The organism is Desulfosporosinus metallidurans, from assembly GCF_001936615.1.
Classification (GTDB): Bacteria; Bacillota; Desulfitobacteriia; order Desulfitobacteriales; family Desulfitobacteriaceae; genus Desulfosporosinus; species Desulfosporosinus metallidurans.
In genome coordinates this window covers 24475-45232 of sequence record NZ_MLBF01000017.1, presented here as the reverse complement: position 1 = coordinate 45232, position 20758 = coordinate 24475, and the positions used below count along the sequence as shown (strand labels likewise).

General features: G+C 41.4%; 16 protein-coding genes and 1 pseudogene. 12 read left to right on the top strand and 5 right to left on the bottom strand.

What is annotated here, in order from left to right; all coding sequences use genetic code 11:
- Positions 1-6: 6 nt before the first annotated feature.
- From glgB to DSOL_RS12345, 6 genes are all read left to right on the top strand, one after another.
- Positions 7-1950, top strand: a complete 1944-nt coding sequence (gene glgB, locus DSOL_RS12370; RefSeq protein WP_235838794.1) for a 1,4-alpha-glucan branching protein GlgB — start codon at positions 7-9, stop codon at positions 1948-1950.
- 21 nt (positions 1951-1971) lie between these two features.
- On the top strand, positions 1972-4419 hold the full coding sequence (locus DSOL_RS12365; protein WP_075365162.1) for a glycogen/starch/alpha-glucan phosphorylase: 2448 nt from the start codon (positions 1972-1974) through the stop codon (positions 4417-4419).
- 71 nt (positions 4420-4490) lie between these two features.
- Positions 4491-5690: a glucose-1-phosphate adenylyltransferase gene (locus DSOL_RS12360; RefSeq protein ID WP_075365161.1), complete on the top strand. Its 1200-nt coding sequence runs from the start codon at positions 4491-4493 to the stop codon at positions 5688-5690.
- Between the two features lie 13 nt (positions 5691-5703).
- Complete coding sequence (gene glgD, locus DSOL_RS12355; protein ID WP_345788383.1) at positions 5704-6828, top strand: glucose-1-phosphate adenylyltransferase subunit GlgD; 1125 nt, start codon at positions 5704-5706, stop codon at positions 6826-6828.
- Between the two features lie 20 nt (positions 6829-6848).
- Positions 6849-8279 (top strand): glycogen synthase GlgA, encoded by a 1431-nt coding sequence (gene glgA / locus DSOL_RS12350; RefSeq protein WP_075365159.1) that lies wholly within the window; start codon positions 6849-6851, stop codon positions 8277-8279.
- On the top strand, positions 8279-11779 hold the full coding sequence (locus tag DSOL_RS12345) for a bifunctional glycogen debranching protein GlgX/4-alpha-glucanotransferase (protein WP_075365187.1): 3501 nt from the start codon (positions 8279-8281) through the stop codon (positions 11777-11779). Before glgA ends, DSOL_RS12345 begins: the two co-directional genes overlap by 1 nt.
- Before the next feature lie 218 nt (positions 11780-11997).
- Here the strand turns inward: DSOL_RS12345 and bshB2 are convergent, their stop codons facing one another.
- The 3 genes from bshB2 to DSOL_RS12325 form a co-directional block, all read right to left on the bottom strand.
- Positions 11998-12669, bottom strand: a complete 672-nt coding sequence (gene bshB2, locus DSOL_RS12335) for a bacillithiol biosynthesis deacetylase BshB2 (protein WP_075365157.1) — start codon at positions 12667-12669, stop codon at positions 11998-12000.
- A gap of 76 nt (positions 12670-12745) precedes the next feature.
- Entirely contained in the window at positions 12746-13096 is a 351-nt protein-coding gene (locus DSOL_RS12330; protein ID WP_075365156.1) for a YojF family protein, read from the bottom strand.
- Between the two features lie 102 nt (positions 13097-13198).
- On the bottom strand, positions 13199-14116 hold the full coding sequence (locus DSOL_RS12325; RefSeq protein WP_075365155.1) for a LysR substrate-binding domain-containing protein: 918 nt from the start codon (positions 14114-14116) through the stop codon (positions 13199-13201).
- A gap of 217 nt (positions 14117-14333) precedes the next feature.
- Here DSOL_RS12325 and DSOL_RS12320 point away from each other — a divergent pair, with 217 nt between their 5' ends.
- The gene (locus DSOL_RS12320) at positions 14334-15092 is read left to right on the top strand and encodes an exodeoxyribonuclease III (RefSeq protein ID WP_075365154.1); all 759 of its coding nucleotides are present in this window, start codon (positions 14334-14336) and stop codon (positions 15090-15092) included.
- 116 nt (positions 15093-15208) lie between these two features.
- Complete coding sequence (gene truA / locus DSOL_RS12315; RefSeq protein ID WP_170871502.1) at positions 15209-15946, top strand: tRNA pseudouridine(38-40) synthase TruA; 738 nt, start codon at positions 15209-15211, stop codon at positions 15944-15946.
- Between the two features lie 299 nt (positions 15947-16245).
- Here truA and DSOL_RS12310 read toward each other — a convergent pair whose 3' ends face one another.
- Positions 16246-16458, bottom strand: a complete 213-nt coding sequence (locus tag DSOL_RS12310) for a DUF1657 domain-containing protein (RefSeq protein ID WP_075365153.1) — start codon at positions 16456-16458, stop codon at positions 16246-16248.
- Between the two features lie 167 nt (positions 16459-16625).
- On the opposite strand from DSOL_RS12310, the gene hgcA reads away from it, so the two are divergent.
- Genes hgcA through DSOL_RS12295 form a run of 3 tightly spaced genes read left to right on the top strand, consistent with a single transcriptional unit; the run spans position 16626 to position 18174 of the window.
- Complete coding sequence (gene hgcA, locus DSOL_RS12305; RefSeq protein ID WP_075365185.1) at positions 16626-17645, top strand: mercury methylation corrinoid protein HgcA; 1020 nt, start codon at positions 16626-16628, stop codon at positions 17643-17645.
- A 14-nt stretch (positions 17646-17659) separates the two neighbouring features.
- On the top strand, positions 17660-17959 hold the full coding sequence (gene hgcB / locus DSOL_RS12300; RefSeq protein WP_075365152.1) for a mercury methylation ferredoxin HgcB: 300 nt from the start codon (positions 17660-17662) through the stop codon (positions 17957-17959).
- On the top strand, positions 17953-18174 hold the full coding sequence (locus tag DSOL_RS12295) for a hypothetical protein (RefSeq protein WP_075365151.1): 222 nt from the start codon (positions 17953-17955) through the stop codon (positions 18172-18174). Before hgcB ends, DSOL_RS12295 begins: the two co-directional genes overlap by 7 nt.
- Positions 18175-18384: 210 nt before the next feature.
- Here the strand turns inward: DSOL_RS12295 and DSOL_RS12290 are convergent.
- A pseudogene (locus tag DSOL_RS12290) lies at positions 18385-19605 on the bottom strand (IS110 family RNA-guided transposase).
- A gap of 304 nt (positions 19606-19909) precedes the next feature.
- On the opposite strand from DSOL_RS12290, the gene DSOL_RS12285 reads away from it, so the two are divergent.
- Positions 19910-20656 (top strand): MBL fold metallo-hydrolase, encoded by a 747-nt coding sequence (locus tag DSOL_RS12285; RefSeq protein ID WP_075365150.1) that lies wholly within the window; start codon positions 19910-19912, stop codon positions 20654-20656.
- The last annotated feature ends 102 nt before the right edge of the window (positions 20657-20758 follow it).

Below are 20758 nucleotides of genomic sequence, written 5' to 3'. Positions count from 1 at the left end.
CGTGGTTTGAAACAAAGTAAAAAGGTTGTGATTTTAATAGACAAGAAGTGCTTTCTTGATCAGGATGAAATATACCTTTTTAATCGTGGAGAACTGTACCGTAGTTACTTCAAATTTGGTGCACATATCATAGAACGCGATGGGATTCAGGGGACGCATTTTGCAGTTTGGGCGCCTAACGCGCTCCATGTTTGTCTTGTCGGAGAGTTTAATAATTGGTGTTCCACAAATAGCTCGATGGTTGAAATTGGGAGTAGCGGAGTGTGGACACTCTTTGTACCGGAGGTTCTCCAAGGGCAATTATACAAATATGAAATACAGACGAAGGACGGACGGGTGTTTCTGAAATCCGATCCCTATGCTTTTTTCTCAGAGTTAAGACCTGCTACAGCATCGATCATTTTTTCGCTCGAGGGTTTTAATTGGCAAGATCAAGTTTGGATGGAACAGAGAAAAGGGTTTAACGTACTGGAGAAGCCCCTTTTGATTTATGAAGTTCATTTAGGTTCCTGGAGAAGGAACGAGGACGGAAGCTATTATAATTGGCGAACTTTAGCCACAGAGTTGCTAGGCTATGTGCTAAAAATGGGATATACCCATCTTGAATTGATGCCCATTATGGAACATCCTTTTGATGGTTCCTGGGGCTATCAAGTGACTGGGTATTACTCATGTACGAGCAGATTCGGCGATCCAGATGATTTTATGTATTTTATGAATCAATGTCATCAAGCTGGGATCGGGGTTATTCTCGACTGGGTACCGGGTCATTTTTGTAAAGATGCTCATGGGTTAGGTCAATTTAATGGAAGGTCAGTTTTTGAAAGCGAAGAAAATCAACAATGGGGAACTTATAACTTTGATTTTGCAAAAACTGAGGTGTGGAGTTATCTCATTTCTAACGCGGTGTTTTGGTTTGACAAATTCCATGTCGATGGGCTGCGAGTGGATGGGGTAAGCAGTATGCTCTACTTGGATTTTGGTAAAACTGGACATTCATTGAGGCGTAACGTTAAGGGAGGGAGAGAGAATCTTCAAGCCGTAGCTTTTATGCAAAGATTGAATGAAGTGGTTTTGCAATGTTTTCCTGGGACATTAATGATTGCTGAGGAATCGACCGACTGGCCGCTGGTAACCTATCCACCGTATGTGGATGGACTTGGCTATAATTATAAATGGAATATGGGTTGGATGAATGATACTCTGAGGTATATGAGTCTCGATTTTCCTTTGCGTAAAGACAACCATCAATTATTGACGTTCTCTTTGACCTATGCCTTTTCCGAAAATTTCATTCTTCCTCTGTCACATGATGAGGTTGTTCATGGCAAAAAGTCCTTATTAGGTAGAATGCCGGGCGACTACTGGCAAAAATTTGCAGGACTCAGAAGTTTATACGGGTACTGGATGTGTCATCCAGGTAAAAAATTAGTGTTTATGGGCGGGGAGTTGGCCCAGTTTATCGAGTGGCGTGATGATGCGGAACTGGATTGGTTCCTATTGGAGTATGAGATGCATAAAAAGCATCAAAATTTCGTGAGTGCTTTGAATCAACTTTATCGGCAAGAAAAAGCCCTCTGGGAAAACGAACAGGATTGGTCCGGTTTTGAATGGATTGATGTCAATAATCATCAACAGAGCATTTTAGTATTTTCTCGGAAAGCACAAAGTCCTGACGATTTCCTCATCATCTTGATTAATTTCCAAGCCAATAGTTATGAAAATTTTCGTGTTGGAGTTCCAAACAAGGGAATTTATCAGGAACTCTTTAATTCTGATCAAGAGATTTATGGAGGGAAGGGTCAATTCAACCGGTCATTGCTCATCGCCGAGAAGGTTTCATGGCATAATCAACAATTTTCTCTAACACTTAACGTGGCTCCTTTAGCAATAATTATATTGAAACCAAAGACACCAAAGACACCAAAGACACCAAAGTTGAATGGTTAAGTATTGGAGGAAACAAACAGTATGTTTTCGGATAAAGACAGCTTTAAGCAGGCCTATCTGACGAAGTTGATTGAGGGGGAAGGGATAACCCCTGATGAAGCAAGCCTTTGGGATAAATTTAGTGCCTTGGTCGTATTGATGAAAGAAAAAATGAGTTTATATCGGGCCATCAACAGAAATTCTATATCGCCGGGAAAGCAAGTTTATTATTTTTCGATGGAGTTTCTGATTGGCAAGCTTCTCCATAATTATTTGGTCAATTTCCAAATAGAGGATCTCGTCAGAGAAGGTTTATCTGAGTTGGATATCAATCTTGATGATCTCTTGGAGCAAGAAGCGGATCCGGGCTTGGGTAATGGAGGTTTAGGAAGATTGGCAGCGTGTTTCCTCGACTCAATGGCCTTCTTAGGAATTGGGGGACATGGTAATGGGATTCGCTATCAGTATGGATTATTCGAACAAAAAATTGTGGCAGGAAATCAGGTTGAGGTGGCGGACAATTGGCTAAAGAATGGTTATCCTTGGGAAACGCGCAAGCCGGAAAAGGCCATTGTTGTAAAATTTAAAGGTAATGTAAGAACGGAGGTAAAAGAGGGGCGAGTAGCGTTTTATCATGAAAACTATGAAGCGGTACTGGCTGTTCCTTATGATGTCCCGATTGCGAGCTATGATAATCCTTTGTATATTAACAACTTAAGGTTATGGAGTGCTGAAACAACCTGTGGAGAACTGGATTTGGCCTGTTTCAATCGTGGGGAATTTGATCAGGCAACAAGCTATAAATCAGAGGTTGAATCGATTTCTTATATTCTTTATCCGGACGATAGTAGTCGCGCTGGAAGAGAGCTAAGGCTTAAACAGGAATATTTTTTTGTTGCCGCTGGGTTAGGGTCCATCGTGCGGAGTTACAAAAAAAGAAATAATTTAAGTTCATTGCAAGACTTCTCGCGACGGGTGGCCGTTCATATCAATGATACTCATCCCGTAATGTGTATCCCTGAGCTGATACGTATCCTGATTGATGAAGAAGGAATGGGATGGGATGAGGCTTGGAATATCACAGTCAACACCTTATCGTTTACCAATCATACCATTATGCCTGAAGCCATGGAAAAATGGCCGATTGATATGGTTAAAAGCCTTTTGCCTAGGATCTATCAGATTATAGAGGAAATCGATCGAAGATTTAAGGAAGATTTAAAGCGCAGATTTTTGGATAAGGAGGAGGTGATTAACAACACTCAAATTCTCAAAGATGGGTATGTTCGGATGGCTAATTTGGCAATTATCGGGAGCTCATCAGTAAATGGGGTTGCGCAATTACATACCGAAATCCTTAAGAAGGAGGTCTTTAAAGAGTTCTATCGGATTTTTAGTTATAAATTTAATAATAAAACAAATGGTGTTAATTACAGGAGATTTCTGTTAGCCGCGAATCCTAAATTGTCTAGCCTGATAACGGAGGCAATAGGTCCAACCTGGAAGGAAGATGCCGGAGAACTCCGGAAACTTCATGGGTTAAAGGATGATCCGAGTTTTTTAGAACAGCTCGCGAAAGTCAAGTACGAAAACAAATGCCGATTGGCCGAAAAGGTCAAGGCAAAACAGGGGATTGACCTTGACCCTATGTCAATTTTTGATGTTCAAGTGAAGAGAATTCATGCCTATAAACGACAATTGCTCAATGTGCTGAAGATCATGCACTTATACAATAAGGCTTTGAACGACCCGGAGTCATTAACGGGTTCGCAAACCTTTATTTTCGGTGGAAAAGCAGCACCAAGCTACCATTATGCAAAAACCGTAATTAAGCTTATTTATGCTCTGAGTCAGAAAATAGAGCATAATCCCAAAGTTAGCGAAAAACTAAAGGTCATATTTTTAGAGAATTTCAATGTGACGCAGGCAGAACTAATTTATCCTGCGGCAAACATTAGTGAACAGATTTCGACAGCGAGTAAAGAGGCTTCAGGGACCGGGAATATGAAATTTATGATGAATGGTGCCCTTACCTTGGGAACTTTGGATGGAGCCAATGTAGAAATTAAAGAGGCGGTGGGCGAGGAAAATAGCTTCATCTTTGGCCTTACTGCCGAACAGGTCTTGAATTACACCCGAAATGGCGGGTATAAGCCTTGGGATGAATACCACGCTAGCGCCGATATTCGAAGGTGTGTGGATCAATTAAGTAGAGGATTTTTCGATAATATGGGGGAAGAATTCAGGGTATTATACGATTCACTGATGATCTATAATGATGAATTTTTTGTCCTAAAAGATTTTCGTTCTTATCTTGAAATGCATGAAAAGCTCCAAACACTTTATTTAAATCAAGAAGAATGGAACCGAATTTCCTTGGTCAACATTGCAGAGTCTGGGATTTTCTCGAGTGATAGGACAATTAGAGAATATGCTGATAAGATATGGAAAATCAAATACCGTACCATTAATAACCTAACGTGTAGTTAAAGGTTTGTAAGGTAGGTTCAACATGAGAACAGTTATAAGGTTATACAGATTAAGAGGAAGGGGAAACAGGTATGCGCAAGCAGGAATGTGTAGCAATGCTGTTAGCAGGTGGACAAGGAAGCAGATTAGGTGGTCTAACTCGAAGGCGGGCTAAACCTGCTGTTTCCTTCTGTGGTAAGTATAGAATTATTGACTTTACCTTGAGTAACTGTACAAATTCAAACATTGATACAGTTGGTGTTCTTATCCAATATAAGCCATTACTGCTTAATTCCTATATCGGTTTGGGTTCAGCCTGGGACCTAGATAATCCTTTTGGCGGAGTGCATATTCTTCCCCCTTTTCTGGGTGAAAAAGAAGGAAGTTGGTATAACGGAACAGCGAATGCCGTTTACCAAAATTACGAATTTATTGATTTTTACGATCCTGAATATGTGATTATTCTTTCCGGGGATCATGTCTACAGAATGGATTATGCTCTAATGTTAAAGTTTCATAAAGAGAAGAATTCGGAAATAACCCTTGCAACGATTAAAGTTCCTTGGGAGGAAGCTTCACGGTTCGGAATCCTAACCGTTGATGGAGATGAACGGATCACAAAGTTTACAGAAAAGCCTACTCAACCAGATAGTAATCTTGCTTCGATGGGAGTTTATATTTTCAATTGGTCAACACTTAAGCAGGCGTTAATTGCAGATGCGAGCGACGATCAGTCTCAGCACGACTTTGGTCAAAACATCATCCCTCAGCAGCTAGAACAAGAGAAACGAGTCTATGCGTACAAGTTTCAGGGGTATTGGCGAGATGTTGGTACGATTGAAAGCTATTATAATGCCAATATGGAGTCCTTAAGAGAGGGCCACTTCCTTAATATTTTCGATCCGAAGTTTCGGATCTTTTCGAATGAAGATATCTTACCCCCGCACTTTGTTGGGTCTACAGCGAAAATAGAGAACAGTTTGGTTTGTAATGGGTGTATTATTCATGGCGAGGTGAACAATTCAATCCTAGCACCTGGGGTTTATGTGGGTAAAGGGGTACAAATTAAGGATTCAATATTATTACCGTATGCAAAAGTTCACACTGGATCGGTCATTCGAAAAACGATTGTTGGGGAAAATGCGGAAATTATGCGTCACTGTAATGTCGGCGCTGAGGGACGAAGCGCTTCAGATCAAGCAGGGATTACGGTTATTGAGGATCATCATATTATTCCTGAAGGTTCTGTGATTAAAGAGGGTGAGAATGTCTACAGGCCCCAGGTGATTTGAAAGGTGGTTAGCAATGATGTCGAACGCTATAGGGATTATTTATGCTAATAGCGCAACTGACAACTTACAAGGGCTTGCACTAAAAAGACCAATAGCTGCAGTTCCTTTTGGAGGACGATATCGAATACTCGATTTCGCGTTGTCTAGCATGGTTAACTCCGGAATAAGAACGATTGGAGTGGTTACGCCACACCATTATAGACCGCTTCTAGATCACTTGGGAGCAGGTAAAGCCTGGTTTTTGGATCGGAAAGATGGAGGGTTGTTTATTTTGCCCGGAGCCAACCATGGTTTGTCAGGGAACAATCATACGTTTTGTGTTAAGGATTTACAAACTAATCTAGAGTATTTGCAAAACGATTTTGCAGAAAATGTTATCATCTGTAGCGGTGAACAAATATTTAATGTGAATTTCAAGAATGTGCTGGAATTTCATAATGACAAGCAGGCCGACGTTACCTTGATTTATAAAGGAATCGCTAATTCGGGTGATCAGACGGATGGGATAGTTCTTGAGATGGATGAGGGACAGAAAGTGTCTAATATTCTAGACAAAAAAGCTCTCGAAAGGGGAATGCTTGTCCAATCTCATTTTGTCAATATGTTAATAATCCGACGCAAGATTTTGTTGGATATTGTTGAGAGGTATAGCACCATTGGGTGTATTAACTTAATCGATATTTTTGCTTCAAATTTGGAAGTCCTCAAAATCTATGGCAGTCCAACGTGTTCATTGATTGGGACGATTCGCACGCTTAAGGAATACTTTGATAGAAGTATGGATCTTCTGAACCTAGAAGTTCGAGGAAAATTATGGTTGGGAGCAGATCAGATCCATACAAAAATTAAGGATAACCCCCCTACTCAATACACTTCACAGGCAGAAGTCAGCAACTCATTGATTGCTAGTGGGTGCTCTATCTCAGGAGAAGTTGTAAACTCGATTATTTTCCGAGGTGTGATTGTTGAGCAAGGGTGTAAAATTAAAAACAGCATAATCCTTCCGAAATGTCATATTCATGCACAGGCTCAAACGGACTATGCAGTTCTCGATAAATCGGTAACGGTTAATGGAAAAAATGTCTTAAAAGGGAGTTTGAATAATCCTTTAGTTGTCCTCAAAAGAACAGTGATCTAGACTTTGAAAGGCGGGAGAGTATGAAACTGGTTTTTGTGACTGCAGAAGCGGATCCTTTTGTTAAAACCGGTGGTTTGGGGGAAGTAATGGGTTCATTACCTGCCTTCTTGCATAAACAAGGGGTAGATGTACGCGTTATTATGCCCAAGTACAGCACCATCCCAGAAAAGTTTCAAAGAGAGTTTATACATCTGGCCCATTTCGATGTCCAAGTTGCTTGGCGAAAACAATATTGTGGCTTGGATGAGTTGGTTTATCAAGGGGTTCATTATTATTTTATTGACAACGAGTATTATTTTTCACGCCCCCGTGTTTATGGGGAATATGATGATGCGGAACGATTTGCTTTTTTTTCCCGTGCCGCCCTAGAAAGCTTAATCCACATACCTGAGTTTAAACCGGATATCTTACATTGTCATGATTGGCATACGGCATTAATCCCGCTCATGCTTAGAGAGTTTTATAGCCGGGAGCCCCTATATTACCCGATAAAAACTATATTTACAATTCATAACCTTAACTATCAGGGGATTTTCCCTAAGGAAGTTCTGGGAGATATCGTGGGGCTCGGAATGGAGTATTTTACGGAAAATACCTTGGAATTTCATGGCGCGGTTAATTTTATGAAGGCGGCTCTACTTTATGCAGATCGGATTACGACGGTGAGTCCGACGTATGCAGAGGAGATCAAAAATCCTTATTACGGAGAAAAACTTGATGGACTTCTAAAAAAAAGAAGTGAAGTTCTAGTGGGCATCCTTAATGGCATTGACTATGAGGTCTATGATCCGATGAAGGATCCCTATCTTGTCATGCCGTATAGCAATTTTCCTCTTGCTAAAGAAGAAAACAAAAAGCACTTACAACGAATTTTTGGACTTCCGGTTCGAGGAGATAGGGCAGTACTGGGGATGGTATCTCGACTGGTAGACCAGAAAGGCGTGGATCTATTGGCCCACGTTATGGAAGAAATACTTGAGCTCGATGTTCAGATGGTTATCCTCGGAACAGGAGAAGACAGATATGAAGAAATGTTGCGTTATTTCGCCTCAAAATACTCCGAAAAACTGGCGATAAGATTAGAATTCTCTGATAAACTAGCACATGAAATTTATGGAGGGGCAGACATGTTATTGATGCCCTCTCGTTTTGAACCCTGCGGTATTTCTCAGATGATCGCCATGCGCTATGGGACGGTTCCGATCGTACGGGAAACAGGGGGGTTAAAGGATACAATCCTGCCCTATAATGAAATGACTGGTCAAGGTAATGGATTTAATTTTGTCAATTATAATGCTCATGAATTGTTGTTTGCGGTGCAACGGGCAGTGCGACTATACTATGAGGATAAGCTGGTCTGGGATAGTATTCGTCAGAATGCATTGAAGAGCGATTTTAGTTGGGACAGATCGGCAAATGCTTACATCGAAATCTATGAGTCTTTATTATGATGGGGTTTAATGCGTATCATAATTCTCACGATTTGTTTTACCGCGAACCGTTTGGCGCAGTCGCGTGTGGACAGCGGATAACCTTCCGTTTAAAAACAAGTTCGGCAGTTCCGGTTGAAGCTTGTGTTCTTCGTCTTTGGGAATCGGACCGGGAAATAATGATTTCCATGCCTCAAACTACCGAGACAAGATGTGAAAATTTTGCTACGGAATCGGTGCCTGAGCCCGTTGAAGATGAGAGATTATTCGAGGGGGACTATTTCGTACCCAATAGCCCTGGGCTTATTTGGTATTATTTTGAGATTCGGGTAGGATCACAAACTTATTATTATGGCAATAACCTTAAAAAGCTTGGTGGGGAGGGTGCGCTCTGGGAGCAAGAGCCTCCCTCCTTTCAAATTACAGTTCATAAGCAGGTCGTAGTACCTCAGTGGTATAAACAAGGGGTGATGTATCAAGTTTTTGTCGATCGGTTTTTCAATGATCACGAAAACGGGTTCACCTATTATCCAAGGAAAAATACTCTGTTGCATGCCAATTGGTCCGATCCACCGCTCTATATTAAGGACGAGAAGGGCAGAGTTACGGATTGGGACTTTTTTGGCGGAACTCTGCAAGGGGTCATTGAAAAATTACCCTACTTTAAAGAATTAGGTATCAGCATCCTTTATTTTAATCCTATTTTTGACGCCCCGAGTAATCACAAGTATGACACGGCGGATTATCATCGGATCGATCCTATGTATGGAGATGACGCGGTTTTTAAGCGATTGATCGACACTGCAAGACAATATAGGATCTCAATTATACTGGATGGAGTATTTAGCCATACCGGAAGTGACAGTATCTATTTTAATAAATATGGCAATTATCCGGGGGTGGGAGCCTACCAATCGGCTGATTCCCCTTATTTCAATTGGTATAAGTTTAAGTCCAACCACCAAGAGTATCAATCCTGGTGGGGGGTTGATTCCCTTCCTGAAGTGAACGAAATGAACCCTTCCTACCGACAGTTTATCTACGGTTCGGAAGATAGTGTCATTCGTAAGTGGCTAAACCTTGGGGTTGCAGGTTGGCGATTAGATGTTGCCGATGAACTTCCGGATGAGTTCATTCAGGAACTTCGGCAAGCTATGATGAGCATTCGCCCCGAAGTTGTTCTGATCGGAGAAGTCTGGGAAGATGCTTCGAATAAGGTAAGCTATAGTAAACAACGCGAATATTTCTTAGGGGATGAACTGGATGGGACGATGAACTATCCTTTCCGCGCTAGTTTCCTGCGTTTTATTCTGGGACAAAGTGATTCCAGTGTCCTTCATGATGAGGTCATGAGCTTATATGAAAATTATCCCCGGGAAAATTTCTATGCTGCCATGAACTTGATCGGGAGTCATGATACGATACGGATTTTGACGCTGTTAGGTGATGCCCCGCCAGAACAGAGTCTAACAAAAACAGAACAAAGGAGCTTTAGGCTTCCCCCGAATGCCCGACAACTGGCTGTACAAAGGCTAAAGTTATTAAGTTTGGTTCAGATGACATTTCCAGGAGTCCCTTGTATCTATTATGGAGATGAAGCAGGTGTGGAAGGGTATGCAGACCCTTATAACCGGGCGACCTATCCGTGGGGTAAGGAAGACGGAGAAATCAGGGATTGGTATCGACGAATTCTGCGCCTGCGTGCTGAATATGAGGTGCTGCAGGCGGGTGATTTTAAGTCCTTTTTCTTTGAACCGGATGTTTATGGTTTTGCGCGGGCAGAGGACGAAGAAGAAATAATTATCCTTATCAATCGTCATTCAGGGGAAACAAAAACGGTGAATCTCGCTACTAAGCTGCAGCCATCCTCTTTTGTAATTGACCTAATAAATGGAGAAAGGCTTGCCCCAGAAACGTTAAGTGCCTTACAACTAAACGCTCTGAGTGGAAGAGCTCTGTTAAGAAAAAAAACCTTGCCTAATAATTTGCAACTTGACCGTTCGTGCGGAGTGTTATTGCATATCAGTTCGTTGCCTTCTTCTTGGGGCCTTGGAGATTTAGGGAAAGAGGCTTATGAATTCGTTGATTTTTTGGCGGACTCTGGCCAATCTTTGTGGCAGGTGTTACCCTTGAACCCTGCTGGAGTGGGGGATTGTCCCTATCAAAGTGAGTCAGTTTTTGCCGGGAATCCGGTATTCATCAGTCTCGATCACCTGATCCGTGAGGGACTATTGAGTTTAGAGGAGACTCGTCAAAAATACGAACAGATAAAGAGCTTGGACCTTAGGCGGAGTTTCTTGTCTTTAGCTTTGAAAGAGTTGAAACGTGATTTGCTCCACGAAGCCTATCAGCGATTTATGACTCAACTTGAATCCACCCCAAACAGGTCGTCCGTTTCTGCTAAATCAACGTATCTTTCCAATGAAGAATTTTTCAAATTTAAAGCGAAAAATAAAGTATGGCTTGACGATTACGTGCTCTTTCGAGCGTTAAAGGCGCATTTCGGAGATGTTCCATGGTATGATTGGGAACCAGAAATTGCTTCCCGTGAGACGGAGAAGTTAGCCGAGTATAGGGTGCTTCTCCGAGAAGAGATGGGCTTTATTGAATTCTTACAATACACGTTTTTCTATGAATGGGATAAACTTAAAACTTACGCCAAGGCTAAAGGCGTTCAAGTGATTGGAGACTTGCCCCACTTTGTCGCCGCCGATAGCTGTGATGTATGGGTGAACCGTAGCTTGTTTGTGCTGGATGAGCATGGTAGACCTGCTAAAACGGCAGGAGTACCTCCCGACTATTTTAGCAAGACTGGCCAGTTATGGGGGAATCCAATCTATGACTGGGATGCTCTATCCGTTACTCAGTATGATTGGTGGAATAAGCGAATACAGTTGGGGTTAGAACTGTTTGACTATATTCGTCTGGATCATTTCCGGGGTTTTGAAGCCTATTGGGAGGTAGATGCTGGAGAAGAGACGGCAGAAAAGGGTCGCTGGGTAAAAGGACCAGGGAAACGATTCTTTGAAAGCCTAGTTGAGGCGTATGGGAAATGCCCCTTTATTGTTGAGGATTTGGGAGCCATAACAACGGAAGTCAATGTTTTAAAACAGATTTTTGGTTTTCCCGGAATAAAGGTACTACAGTTTACCTCTTTAAAAGAAATAGTAAGGGATTCTGAAACGAATTATGTTTATTATACTGGAACTCATGATAATAACACCTTGTTAGGCTGGTATGAAAAAAGTTATTTGGCAGAAGGGGGAAACCTAGTCAGTAGCGGTATAGACCAAAAAGTTATAAGCAAACAGGCATGCCGTGAGTTAATCGAAAAAGTATATTTGAGCCCAGCGGCGTGGGTTATCCTACCGATGCAAGACATTTTGGGTTTGGGTGAGGAAGCCAGAATGAATGTCCCAGGAACTATCCATGGAAATTGGCAATGGAAGCTGGATAAGATTCAAGATCTAGATGAAATAAAAATTTGGCTCCGTACCCAAGCAGATAAAACAAAGAGATAAATGGACGGGCAAATAGGACTTGCCAATAGATTTGGAATAAGCTTGATCTTAAAAATCATCATAGCAACCCATCAATTATTTATATTTTTTTCTATAATCGTTATTATTGTTATTCCCAAAGAAGTTACAGCTTTGAGAACAAAGAAAGAATCCGAGGGGGTCATGACATCCCCCTCTTGCTACTTTTACTGTGCTTAGAATAGAAAACTAGGGTGACCTTACGAAAAACGGTAGGTCCAGAAAGATTCGCTCTTGAGCATGTGACTGAACGGGTTCTTCGACGACTGTTCCTTGGACTGCCCTTTCGCGGTACGTGCGAACATCACTTGTGATTGTGACCTGTGTGCCCGGATCGCGGCCAGCTTCACTTCAGACATGGCTGAAATATCGTTGACGATATCCGGCGGGCCGAGCACATCCTGACAGTCTCGAGCAAAAGCATGTGCATATACTATAGGTCGTTCCGGAACGGAAAGACGAGAAATGGCACGGATCGTCACTTCACCAAGAGCATTGTGATCTGGGTGCACGGCATATCCGGGATAGTGGGTAAGGACTAGGGATGGCCGGACCTCACGAAGGATCCCCTCAATTCTATCGATCAATGTTTCTGGGTCTTCAAACTCAATGGTTTTGTCGCGTAACCCAAGTTTAATCAGATGTTGAATGCCGATAGCTTGGCAAGCTTCCTCCAACTCTGCTTCCCGAATGTTAGGCAACGACTCTCGGGTGGCAAAGAACGGTTTTCCCATGTTGCGCCCCATTTGGCCCAAAGTACCACAGATATAAGTGACAGGAACGCCCGATTTGGCGAATTGTGCTATGGTTCCGCCACATCCAAACGTTTCGTCGTCCGGATGGGGGAAAACTACGAGAACATGTTGTTCCAAGAATTATTCCTCCCACGTTAATTAAAATTTCACTGACTACTCTAAACACCCGTATACAGCGGGTTATGCGACGAGTTTATAGTTCAAACGGAGATAAACTAAGTTCCAATGCCACAGCCAGTCGTCCTTCTTGATCATGACCGGCGAGCAATAGCTGACCTTCTTGCGCCATTTCAAAGTCGGTCAGTCCTTCGGCGTAAACCCAGCCGATTTCCATCTTGAGTCCGACGCGGTACGGACCGTCACCCGTAATGGTTCCTCGTCCAAAACAGATGCGACCGTTGCGAATATACGCACCTACAGTCATGTTGCTCTCTTGGTTATGAACGGCATAGGCACCATTGGTCGTCTCCAGGTGGAGGTAAACTTCACGGTTGAGAAAACTGTCCAGCAAGGGTTGTACCATCGATTTATCAATTGGGTTCATGAACTATCCACCACCTTAAAACATAAAATTAAAGTCTTAACGTTACTTGATATTTATGACAACACACCCTCCCACTAAGGAAGGGCGATTAGGAAATCAGATTTATATATCGATTTCTCTTTTGCCCAATTTTCTCCACGAAGTAAGGGCGAGAAGTTGCTCCATGAAACCTTCCAAAGCCTCAGATGTTTCGTGATTTTCCGGTTCTATTAAGTAAAAAGGACGAGTAAGTGGCTTCCCTTTTATTCTGGTCGACTTTAATTCCTTCGCATTTAACTCTTTTCGCATGATCCATCGTGAGACAAGTGCAATTCCTAAACCCGCTGTAACTGCCTGCTTGACGGCCTGACCACTTCCAAAGACATAACTTTTTCTAACGTTTATGCCCCACTCTTCAAATAGCCTATCACTGAATGCACGAGTTCCGGAGCCACTTTCTCTGAGAACCCATACTTGGTCTTGAAGATGCTCTGAAGTAACAATAGGAATTCTTGCCAAGGGATGTTGGTTAGGTACTACTAAGATAATTTCATCCTCCATTAATTGGCGGACTTTTATGTCTGAATAATGGACTTCTCCTTCCACAAGGGCAATGTCTAAATAGTTATCTCGAACCGCTTGAATTATCTGTTGCGTATTGCCAATAGACGTTTCAATCTCCACTTTTGGATATTCGGCTGCAAATTCTGCCACTACAAAGGGTAAGATATATTCTCCGATCGTGTAGCTTGCTCCGACCTTCAAAGTCCCTGCAACCTCATTTGATAATTGCATAATTTCCTTTTCAGCCTTATCATGCAAACGTAAAATTTGTTTTGCATATCTATAATATATCTCGCCTGATTGCGTAAGTTCCAAATGGTTTGACGAACTATTAATGAGTTTTGTGCCGAGTTCCTCTTCCAAACGTTGGATATGTGAACTAACATCGGGATGGGATAGATAAAGTTCCTCAGCAGCACGAGAGAATTTTTTGTGCTCGACCACGGTAACGAAGGTCTTTAAGGGATCGTTGATCACAGCTTACACCTCTAGTTTCTTGATGTCATACTAAATAGATTACTTTAATGATACTTCTTTTCCTACAACTTCACAACGTCCTAGTCCTTACAGACTACCCCTTTTCTCAACGCTGCAAATAGCATAGATTTGCTTGAGGAAGATGTATGATCAGGCCAGAAAACCATGTTTAGTTTGTCACAAATGTTAGATTCATAAAGGATGAGGAGAGTTAGGTTTGACAAAGTTAGTTTCGTGGAATGTTAATGGTATTCGAGCATGTATCAATAAAGGCTTTCTGGATTATTTCAATGAAGTCGATGCAGATATTTTTTGTCTTCAGGAGATCAAACTATCCCCCAACCAGCTGGAGTTAAACCTAGACGGATATCAGCAATATTATAACTTTGCAGAGAAAAAGGGATACTCTGGAACGGCTGTGTTTACAAAGATACCACCCCTAAACTGTACCTTTGGCATGGGAATATCCTTGCATGACCATGAAGGAAGGATTATCACGCTAGAATTTGAAAATTTCTATCTGGTCAATGTTTATACGCCAAATTCTAGGCAAGACTTAGAAAGACTAGATTATCGCATGGAATGGGAAAATGATTTCAGGGACTATCTAAAATCGCTAGACGAAAAAAAGCCCGTGATTCTGTGTGGAGACTTAAATGTTGCGCACCAAGAAATCGACCTAAAAAACCCTAAAGCTAACAGACGCCATGCAGGCTTTACCGATGAAGAACGAACAAAAGTGTCCCAGCTTCTAGAGGCTGGATTTATTGACACCTACCGCTTTTTTTATCCGGACAGAGAGAGCTACTCCTGGTGGTCTTACCGCTTTAATGCCCGATCCAGAAATGTGGGATGGAGAATTGATTACTTCTGCACTTCGGAAAGGTTAAAAGGCCGGCTCATAGCATCTGAGATCCATACATCCGTGATGGGGTCTGACCATTGCCCTGTAGAACTTAAACTTCACTCATTTTAAATATCCCTCTGATAATTATTGTAGTATACTAACATGTAATCCATAAATCGGTTATGGCTTAGTTGGATGCAGGCAAATGCAAAAATGGTATTAAAAATAAATAAAAGGTGGAACTTATGAGAAATTTAAAAATGACGATTACTTACGACGGTTTCAAATATAAAGGATGGCAAAAACAAAAAGAGACTGATCTAACGATACAAGGTAAAATAGAAGCTGTATTATCTAAAATGACAGGAGAAGCTATTCAGCTAGTAGGTTGTGGAAGAACGGATTCAGGGGTGCATGCTGATAATTACATCGCAAATTTCCATACTAAGTGTGCTTTTAGTATCAACACGATGTTAGATTATTTATATGAGTTTTTACCAGAAGATATAGTAATAAAATCCATGGAAAATGTAGCGGAGAGATTTCATGCCCGATATAATGTAAAATCAAAAACTTATGTCTATAGAATAAATAACAACAAATTCAGAGATGTGTTTAACAGAAAGTATTCATATCACCTTGCGGAAAAACTTAATTTAACAGAAATGAGAAATGCTTCAGAGGTCCTAATTGGCAGTCATGATTTCCAGAGTTTTACTAACTCAAGAAATAGTGACAAATCGACGAGTAGAACGATCAATTATATTAATATAATTGAAAAGGATGGTCTTGTAGAAATAGAAGTTAATGGAAATGGATTCTTGCTGAATATGGTAAGAATCATTGTCGGAACGCTTATTGAAGTAGGTAAAGGGAATCTTAAACCAATAGATGTTAAAAAAATATTAATTGAAAAGAAGCGATGGGAAGCTGGACCCTTAGCTCAAGCTAAAGGCCTATTCTTAAGGGATGTTCAATATTAGGGATAAGTGGAGCAGAATAGAAAATTCTTGGGGACTAGGGAATGTTAACGCTCGCTCAGGAAGTCGGGGACTTTAGCGTCATTCCAAAATAATGCTGTCACTGGGCAACTTTTTGCCTCCGTTCAATTGCTCTTCCGCACCTGTCGCCACTTCGGTGTGACGATGCTACTAGGCAAAATGTAACCGAAAGGGCAGTTCCTTCTAAGAAGGAACCGCCCTTTCGGTTTTCTAAATTGATAAGATTAGACTAATGTTGTTCGGTAAGCGTCTTTTAAACTCTGGGACTTATCTAAGTAGTTTTAGGCTTGGGTTTTTTGATTTAAGCCGTTGTTTTCCGTTAAATATCCTAATCGACTATTTAACATCGCCACGTGTTTGTTCATATCCCCTGTCATTTCCTTAAACATCTGTTTAGCGGATTGGTCTTGTGTGGATTCTGAAAATGTAGCATAGGTCCCCAACGCAGATTGAGCAGCAGCAACCGCTTTCTGCAAATCTTGTTGAACGGTCATATTAACCCCTCCTTTGATGTGTACAAAAGTAGTATGAAAGAAAATGCTTATTCTTATGTAGGTAATATATTCCTGACTCACACACACCGGCCATAAGAAACCTATTCAGTAAACATGGCACCTGATATAATATATTAGAAAATCTTTGAGATACATTATTGGAATGGATGGGGGGCAGCGTTTTGGAAATTAGTATTAGAAAAATTGAAATCATGCAAACATCAACTGAACTTACAGTTCGTGACATTTTAGGGACTTGGAAGGCTCGTTGGGGAATTAACAGAATGAATTATAAAGTAGAGCCAGGTCTTTATAGTATTGGGAAACCAAATAGCAATTCACCGGTTCTGGTTACTGCTAATTATAAAATGAGTTTTGATATGTTAAGAAAAGAATTAAAGGGGATTGATGCATGGATTCTAGTGCTTGATACTAAGGGGATAAATGTATGGTGTGCTGCCGGGAAGGGCACATTCGGGACTAGAGAGCTATTAAACCGTATTGCTATAGTACAACTGGAGAAGGTCGTGTCTCACAGAAACGTTATATTACCACAATTGGGCGCACCGGGTATAAGTGCTCACGAGGTTTTAAAGTATTCTGGTTTTAAAGTGCTTTATGGGCCGGTGAAGGCTAAAGATGTAATAGAGTTTATTAATTCGGGAATGAAAGCCACTGCTGAAATGCGGACGGTAAGGTTCAGCGCTTATGATCGACTGGTTTTGACTCCGGTGGAATTGGTGGGTACTTTCAAAGTTTCCTTGATGATTTTTGGCATACTCTTTTTGTTAAATCTCCTTGGTTTTGGTCCTTTTGGGTTCGTTGATTTTTACGCCTATATGGGCGCGGTCTTAGTAGGATGTGTCTTAACTCCGGTCTTGTTGCCCTGGATTCCGGGCAGGGCTTTCGCATGGAAGGGATGGTTAATGGGATTTATTTGGGCTGTGTTAGTTAATGTACTTAATGGTTGGACGGCTGTTCCTCAATATAGTATATTGAGGGCTCTGGGGTATTTGCTCATTCTGCCTTCTGTATCAGCTTTTTTTGCGATGAACTTTACAGGTTCTTCGACGTTCACTTCTTTTTCAGGTGTTTTGAAAGAGATGAGAATTGCTGTTCCTGCGATAGCTCTCTCAATATTCTTGGGGATAGTTTTGATTTTGGTTAACAGCTTTATTAAGCTTTAAAGGAGTTGTTATTTATGAAGAATCGATACTTGAAAAATGTTTCTACTTTGAAACTGAAGTCAGATCAATGTACGGGCTGTGGAAGATGTATTGAGGTTTGCCCGCATAATGTATTTCTAATAGAAGACAGAAAATCAATCATTGTTGATATAGATCGTTGTATGGAGTGCGGTGCATGCGTCAAAAACTGTCCGTTTAACGCAATAGAAGTTAAACCGGGTGTGGGTTGTGCATACGCTATCATTATGGGCTGGCTGACTGGAACTGAACCGAGCTGCGACTGTTCGGATGGTGGCGGAGGCAGCTGTTGCTAGGAAATTACGGAAACAAGGGGACAGGTACATTGTTTCATTTATCTGTAGCCAAACTGATGCACAGTCGCGAATTATTGAATGTTTATCTGGGTAATTCGAATATTCCGGTTAAAGTTTTCAAAATTGATCTTAGCATCAAAAATAGTGTCTTAGGAAAAACTGGAAAGGACATCTTCAGGGTTTCTGAGCATAACCAGATCAATTTATCTGAGTAAGCACGATAATATTATGTAAGATTAAGTCGATAGGGTAGCTGGTATATAATGCACAGAAAGGCTCAGAGTCACTGTAAAAGACTCTGAACCCTGTTTATAAAGGAGAAAGTCTGAAATTGATAGTAAATGTGACCAGCAAAGTAAAAAGGCATAGCAAACAAGCCATCTTAATGATGACATTATGGAAAAATGTGGGTTGAGGAAGGGCGGTTAAGTAACAGACGGCATAATACGGTAACCTTGTGCCTTCGCCAATAAAATCGCTTGTTCTACCGTGATTTCACGGCTTACTAGAGGAATATCAGATTTTTTGTACAATTCGGCGTTATATGGCTCTTTCTTCTTCAAGATGTTATAGATGACCGTTAATAGCATTCGCGCAATAGCAATAATTGTCCGTTTGTGACCTCGACGTTTTTTAAGTTTTAAGTAGCGGTTTCGGATTTCAGGATGCTTTTCACTTTTGACTATAGCGGTAGCACATTGTACCAAAAGTGGCTTGATGTAACAGCCCGCTCTTGAAATCCTTACTGATTTTTTCTTGCCAGCACTCTCATTATTCGTGGGAGTAAGCCCCGCCCCAGGAACAACAATGCTTAGCTGTCGGAAACACGTCCATGTTCACACCGATTTCCGAAACCACGGCAATGGCGGAAAAGATGTTTTTAAAGGACGGAACAGTTAGGATCAAGTTGATTTCTTCTGAGTAAGGCTTGGCAAGGGAAAGAATGATATGTTCCAGATCCGCTTTGCGGGATTCCAGGTCTTCATAGTGCTGTTTGATCACCTTTAATTTAGCAGCCTGTTCGGGTGCAATAAACCCCTCAATGGCGAGTTCCAGTTCAGGAAGCTTATCCTTCATGGAGCCATGGATAAGAGGTTCGATGTCAAACGAAGTGTCCAAGGGATTGGCCAAGATCTTGTCAATGATGTTCATGGAGCTTTTGCCGAAGGTATCTGAAACCACATTTCCAAGTTGAATGTTAGTTACAGTTAAACAGTTTTGAAGACGGTTCTTTTCACTTGACCTAAAGTTGGTCAGTTTAAAACGATAACGCATCAGGTCACGAAGTTGTCTGATAGCAAGTGGGGGCATAAAGCTTCCAGCTACTAGGTCATGCTTGAATAAATCGGCAATCCATTGCGCATCCTTTTTGTCCGTCTTTTTACCGCGGATCGCTTTGACATATTTCGGATGTGCCAGCGTGATCTTGCAGGAATCCAGTATTTACCAGTAGATTCCATGCAGACATCTTTGCAGTCATGTTCACAAAGCCATTGTGACAGCTCTCTAAGACCTTTCGTATAGGTAGAAAAGCGATGGCATTTGTAGGTCGTCACCCCTTTGTTGGTAGAAGCAATGCAGGCAACAACAAAGGTTTTGTGGACATCGATTCCACAGCAGATGGGATAGACAATTTTTAAAGCCATAGAGATAACTCCTTTCACAGAATGATAGGGATAGACAACATTGACTGACTGCCCAGCAATAAACGAGTACTGTTTAAACAAAGATAAGTCTGCGTGCTTGAAGTCACACTTATTTGTGCTTGGAAAGGCAATCTACACATATAAAAATGCGGTTACTCCATCGTTGGAGCAGCCCACTCACCTCCACGTGATTTGTAGTTAACTGCTACCCCTATGGCTATAAGATTAAATAAAAAACCGCTCAAAGCCAACGTATTTCATTACGTTTTGTGCCTTGAGCGAAGCGAAAGGAATGGGTATAAAAATGAAAATAGCTAATGGAATTTATATGCTTGAAATATCGGCAAATATAATGGGTACGTCGAGTGTTATTAATCCAACGCTGATTTGGGATAATGATACAGTAATTTTGATTGATACAGGATTTCCGGGACAACTACCCCAAATTCGCGAGGCCATTGAGAATGTAGGCGTGTCATTTGATAAACTAAACCTGGTGATCCTTACTCACCAGGATATTGACCATGTTGGGAGCCTTTCGACTATTCTAAAAGAGTTGCCTAATAGCGTCAAAGTACTTTCCCATCAAGAAGAAAACGCATATATTCAGGGTGAGAAACTCCCGGTTAAGGTAGCTCAACTCGAAGCAAATCTGAACTCATTACCTAATGATTTGAAAGCACTGTATGAAAAACTCAAAGCCTTTTATGAAAACAATCAAGCCAAGGTGGATAAAACGTTAACTGATGGCGAAGAATTGCCGTATTGTGGCGGAATCACGGTCATTTACACGCCAGGCCACACGCCAGGGCATATTTGCCTGTATCATAAGCAGTGTAAGATACTTATTGCTGGAGATGCACTGCAGCTCGATGGCGGAGAACTTGTTCAAGCCCCACAATCTACAAATTTTGATAGGGACTTAAGTATAAATTCTTTAAAAATGTTGGCAAAATATGATATTGAAACAGTCATTTGCTATCATGGCGGTCTCTTTAAGGACAATGCCAATCAACGTATTGCAGAATTAGCAAACGGTCACTTGCACTGAGAGCAATAGAATGTGGTGATGGTTCCTTTAGGTATGATATAATGGACTAGGACAGATATTAATTCAGTATGCTGGATGCGGCATCAAGCTACTGAGTGAGGA

Excerpts from the sequence above, each read along its gene's own strand:
- DSOL_RS12345 (WP_075365187.1), top strand. The coding sequence starts at position 8,279 with ATGGGGTTTAATGCGTATCATAATTCTCACGATTTGTTTTACCGCGAA.
- DSOL_RS12360 (WP_075365161.1), top strand. The coding sequence starts at position 4,491 with ATGCGCAAGCAGGAATGTGTAGCAATGCTGTTAGCAGGTGGACAAGGA.
- DSOL_RS12365 (WP_075365162.1), top strand. The coding sequence starts at position 1,972 with ATGTTTTCGGATAAAGACAGCTTTAAGCAGGCCTATCTGACGAAGTTG.
- DSOL_RS12310 (WP_075365153.1), bottom strand. The coding sequence starts at position 16,458 with ATGACCGTTCAACAAGATTTGCAGAAAGCGGTTGCTGCTGCTCAATCT.
- DSOL_RS12285 (WP_075365150.1), top strand. The coding sequence starts at position 19,910 with ATGAAAATAGCTAATGGAATTTATATGCTTGAAATATCGGCAAATATA.
- glgA (WP_075365159.1), top strand. The coding sequence starts at position 6,849 with ATGAAACTGGTTTTTGTGACTGCAGAAGCGGATCCTTTTGTTAAAACC.
- truA (WP_170871502.1), top strand. The coding sequence starts at position 15,209 with ATGAGAAATTTAAAAATGACGATTACTTACGACGGTTTCAAATATAAA.
- glgD (WP_345788383.1), top strand. The coding sequence starts at position 5,704 with ATGATGTCGAACGCTATAGGGATTATTTATGCTAATAGCGCAACTGAC.
- hgcA (WP_075365185.1), top strand. The coding sequence starts at position 16,626 with ATGGGGGGCAGCGTTTTGGAAATTAGTATTAGAAAAATTGAAATCATG.
- DSOL_RS12330 (WP_075365156.1), bottom strand. The coding sequence starts at position 13,096 with ATGAACCCAATTGATAAATCGATGGTACAACCCTTGCTGGACAGTTTT.
- hgcB (WP_075365152.1), top strand. The coding sequence starts at position 17,660 with ATGAAGAATCGATACTTGAAAAATGTTTCTACTTTGAAACTGAAGTCA.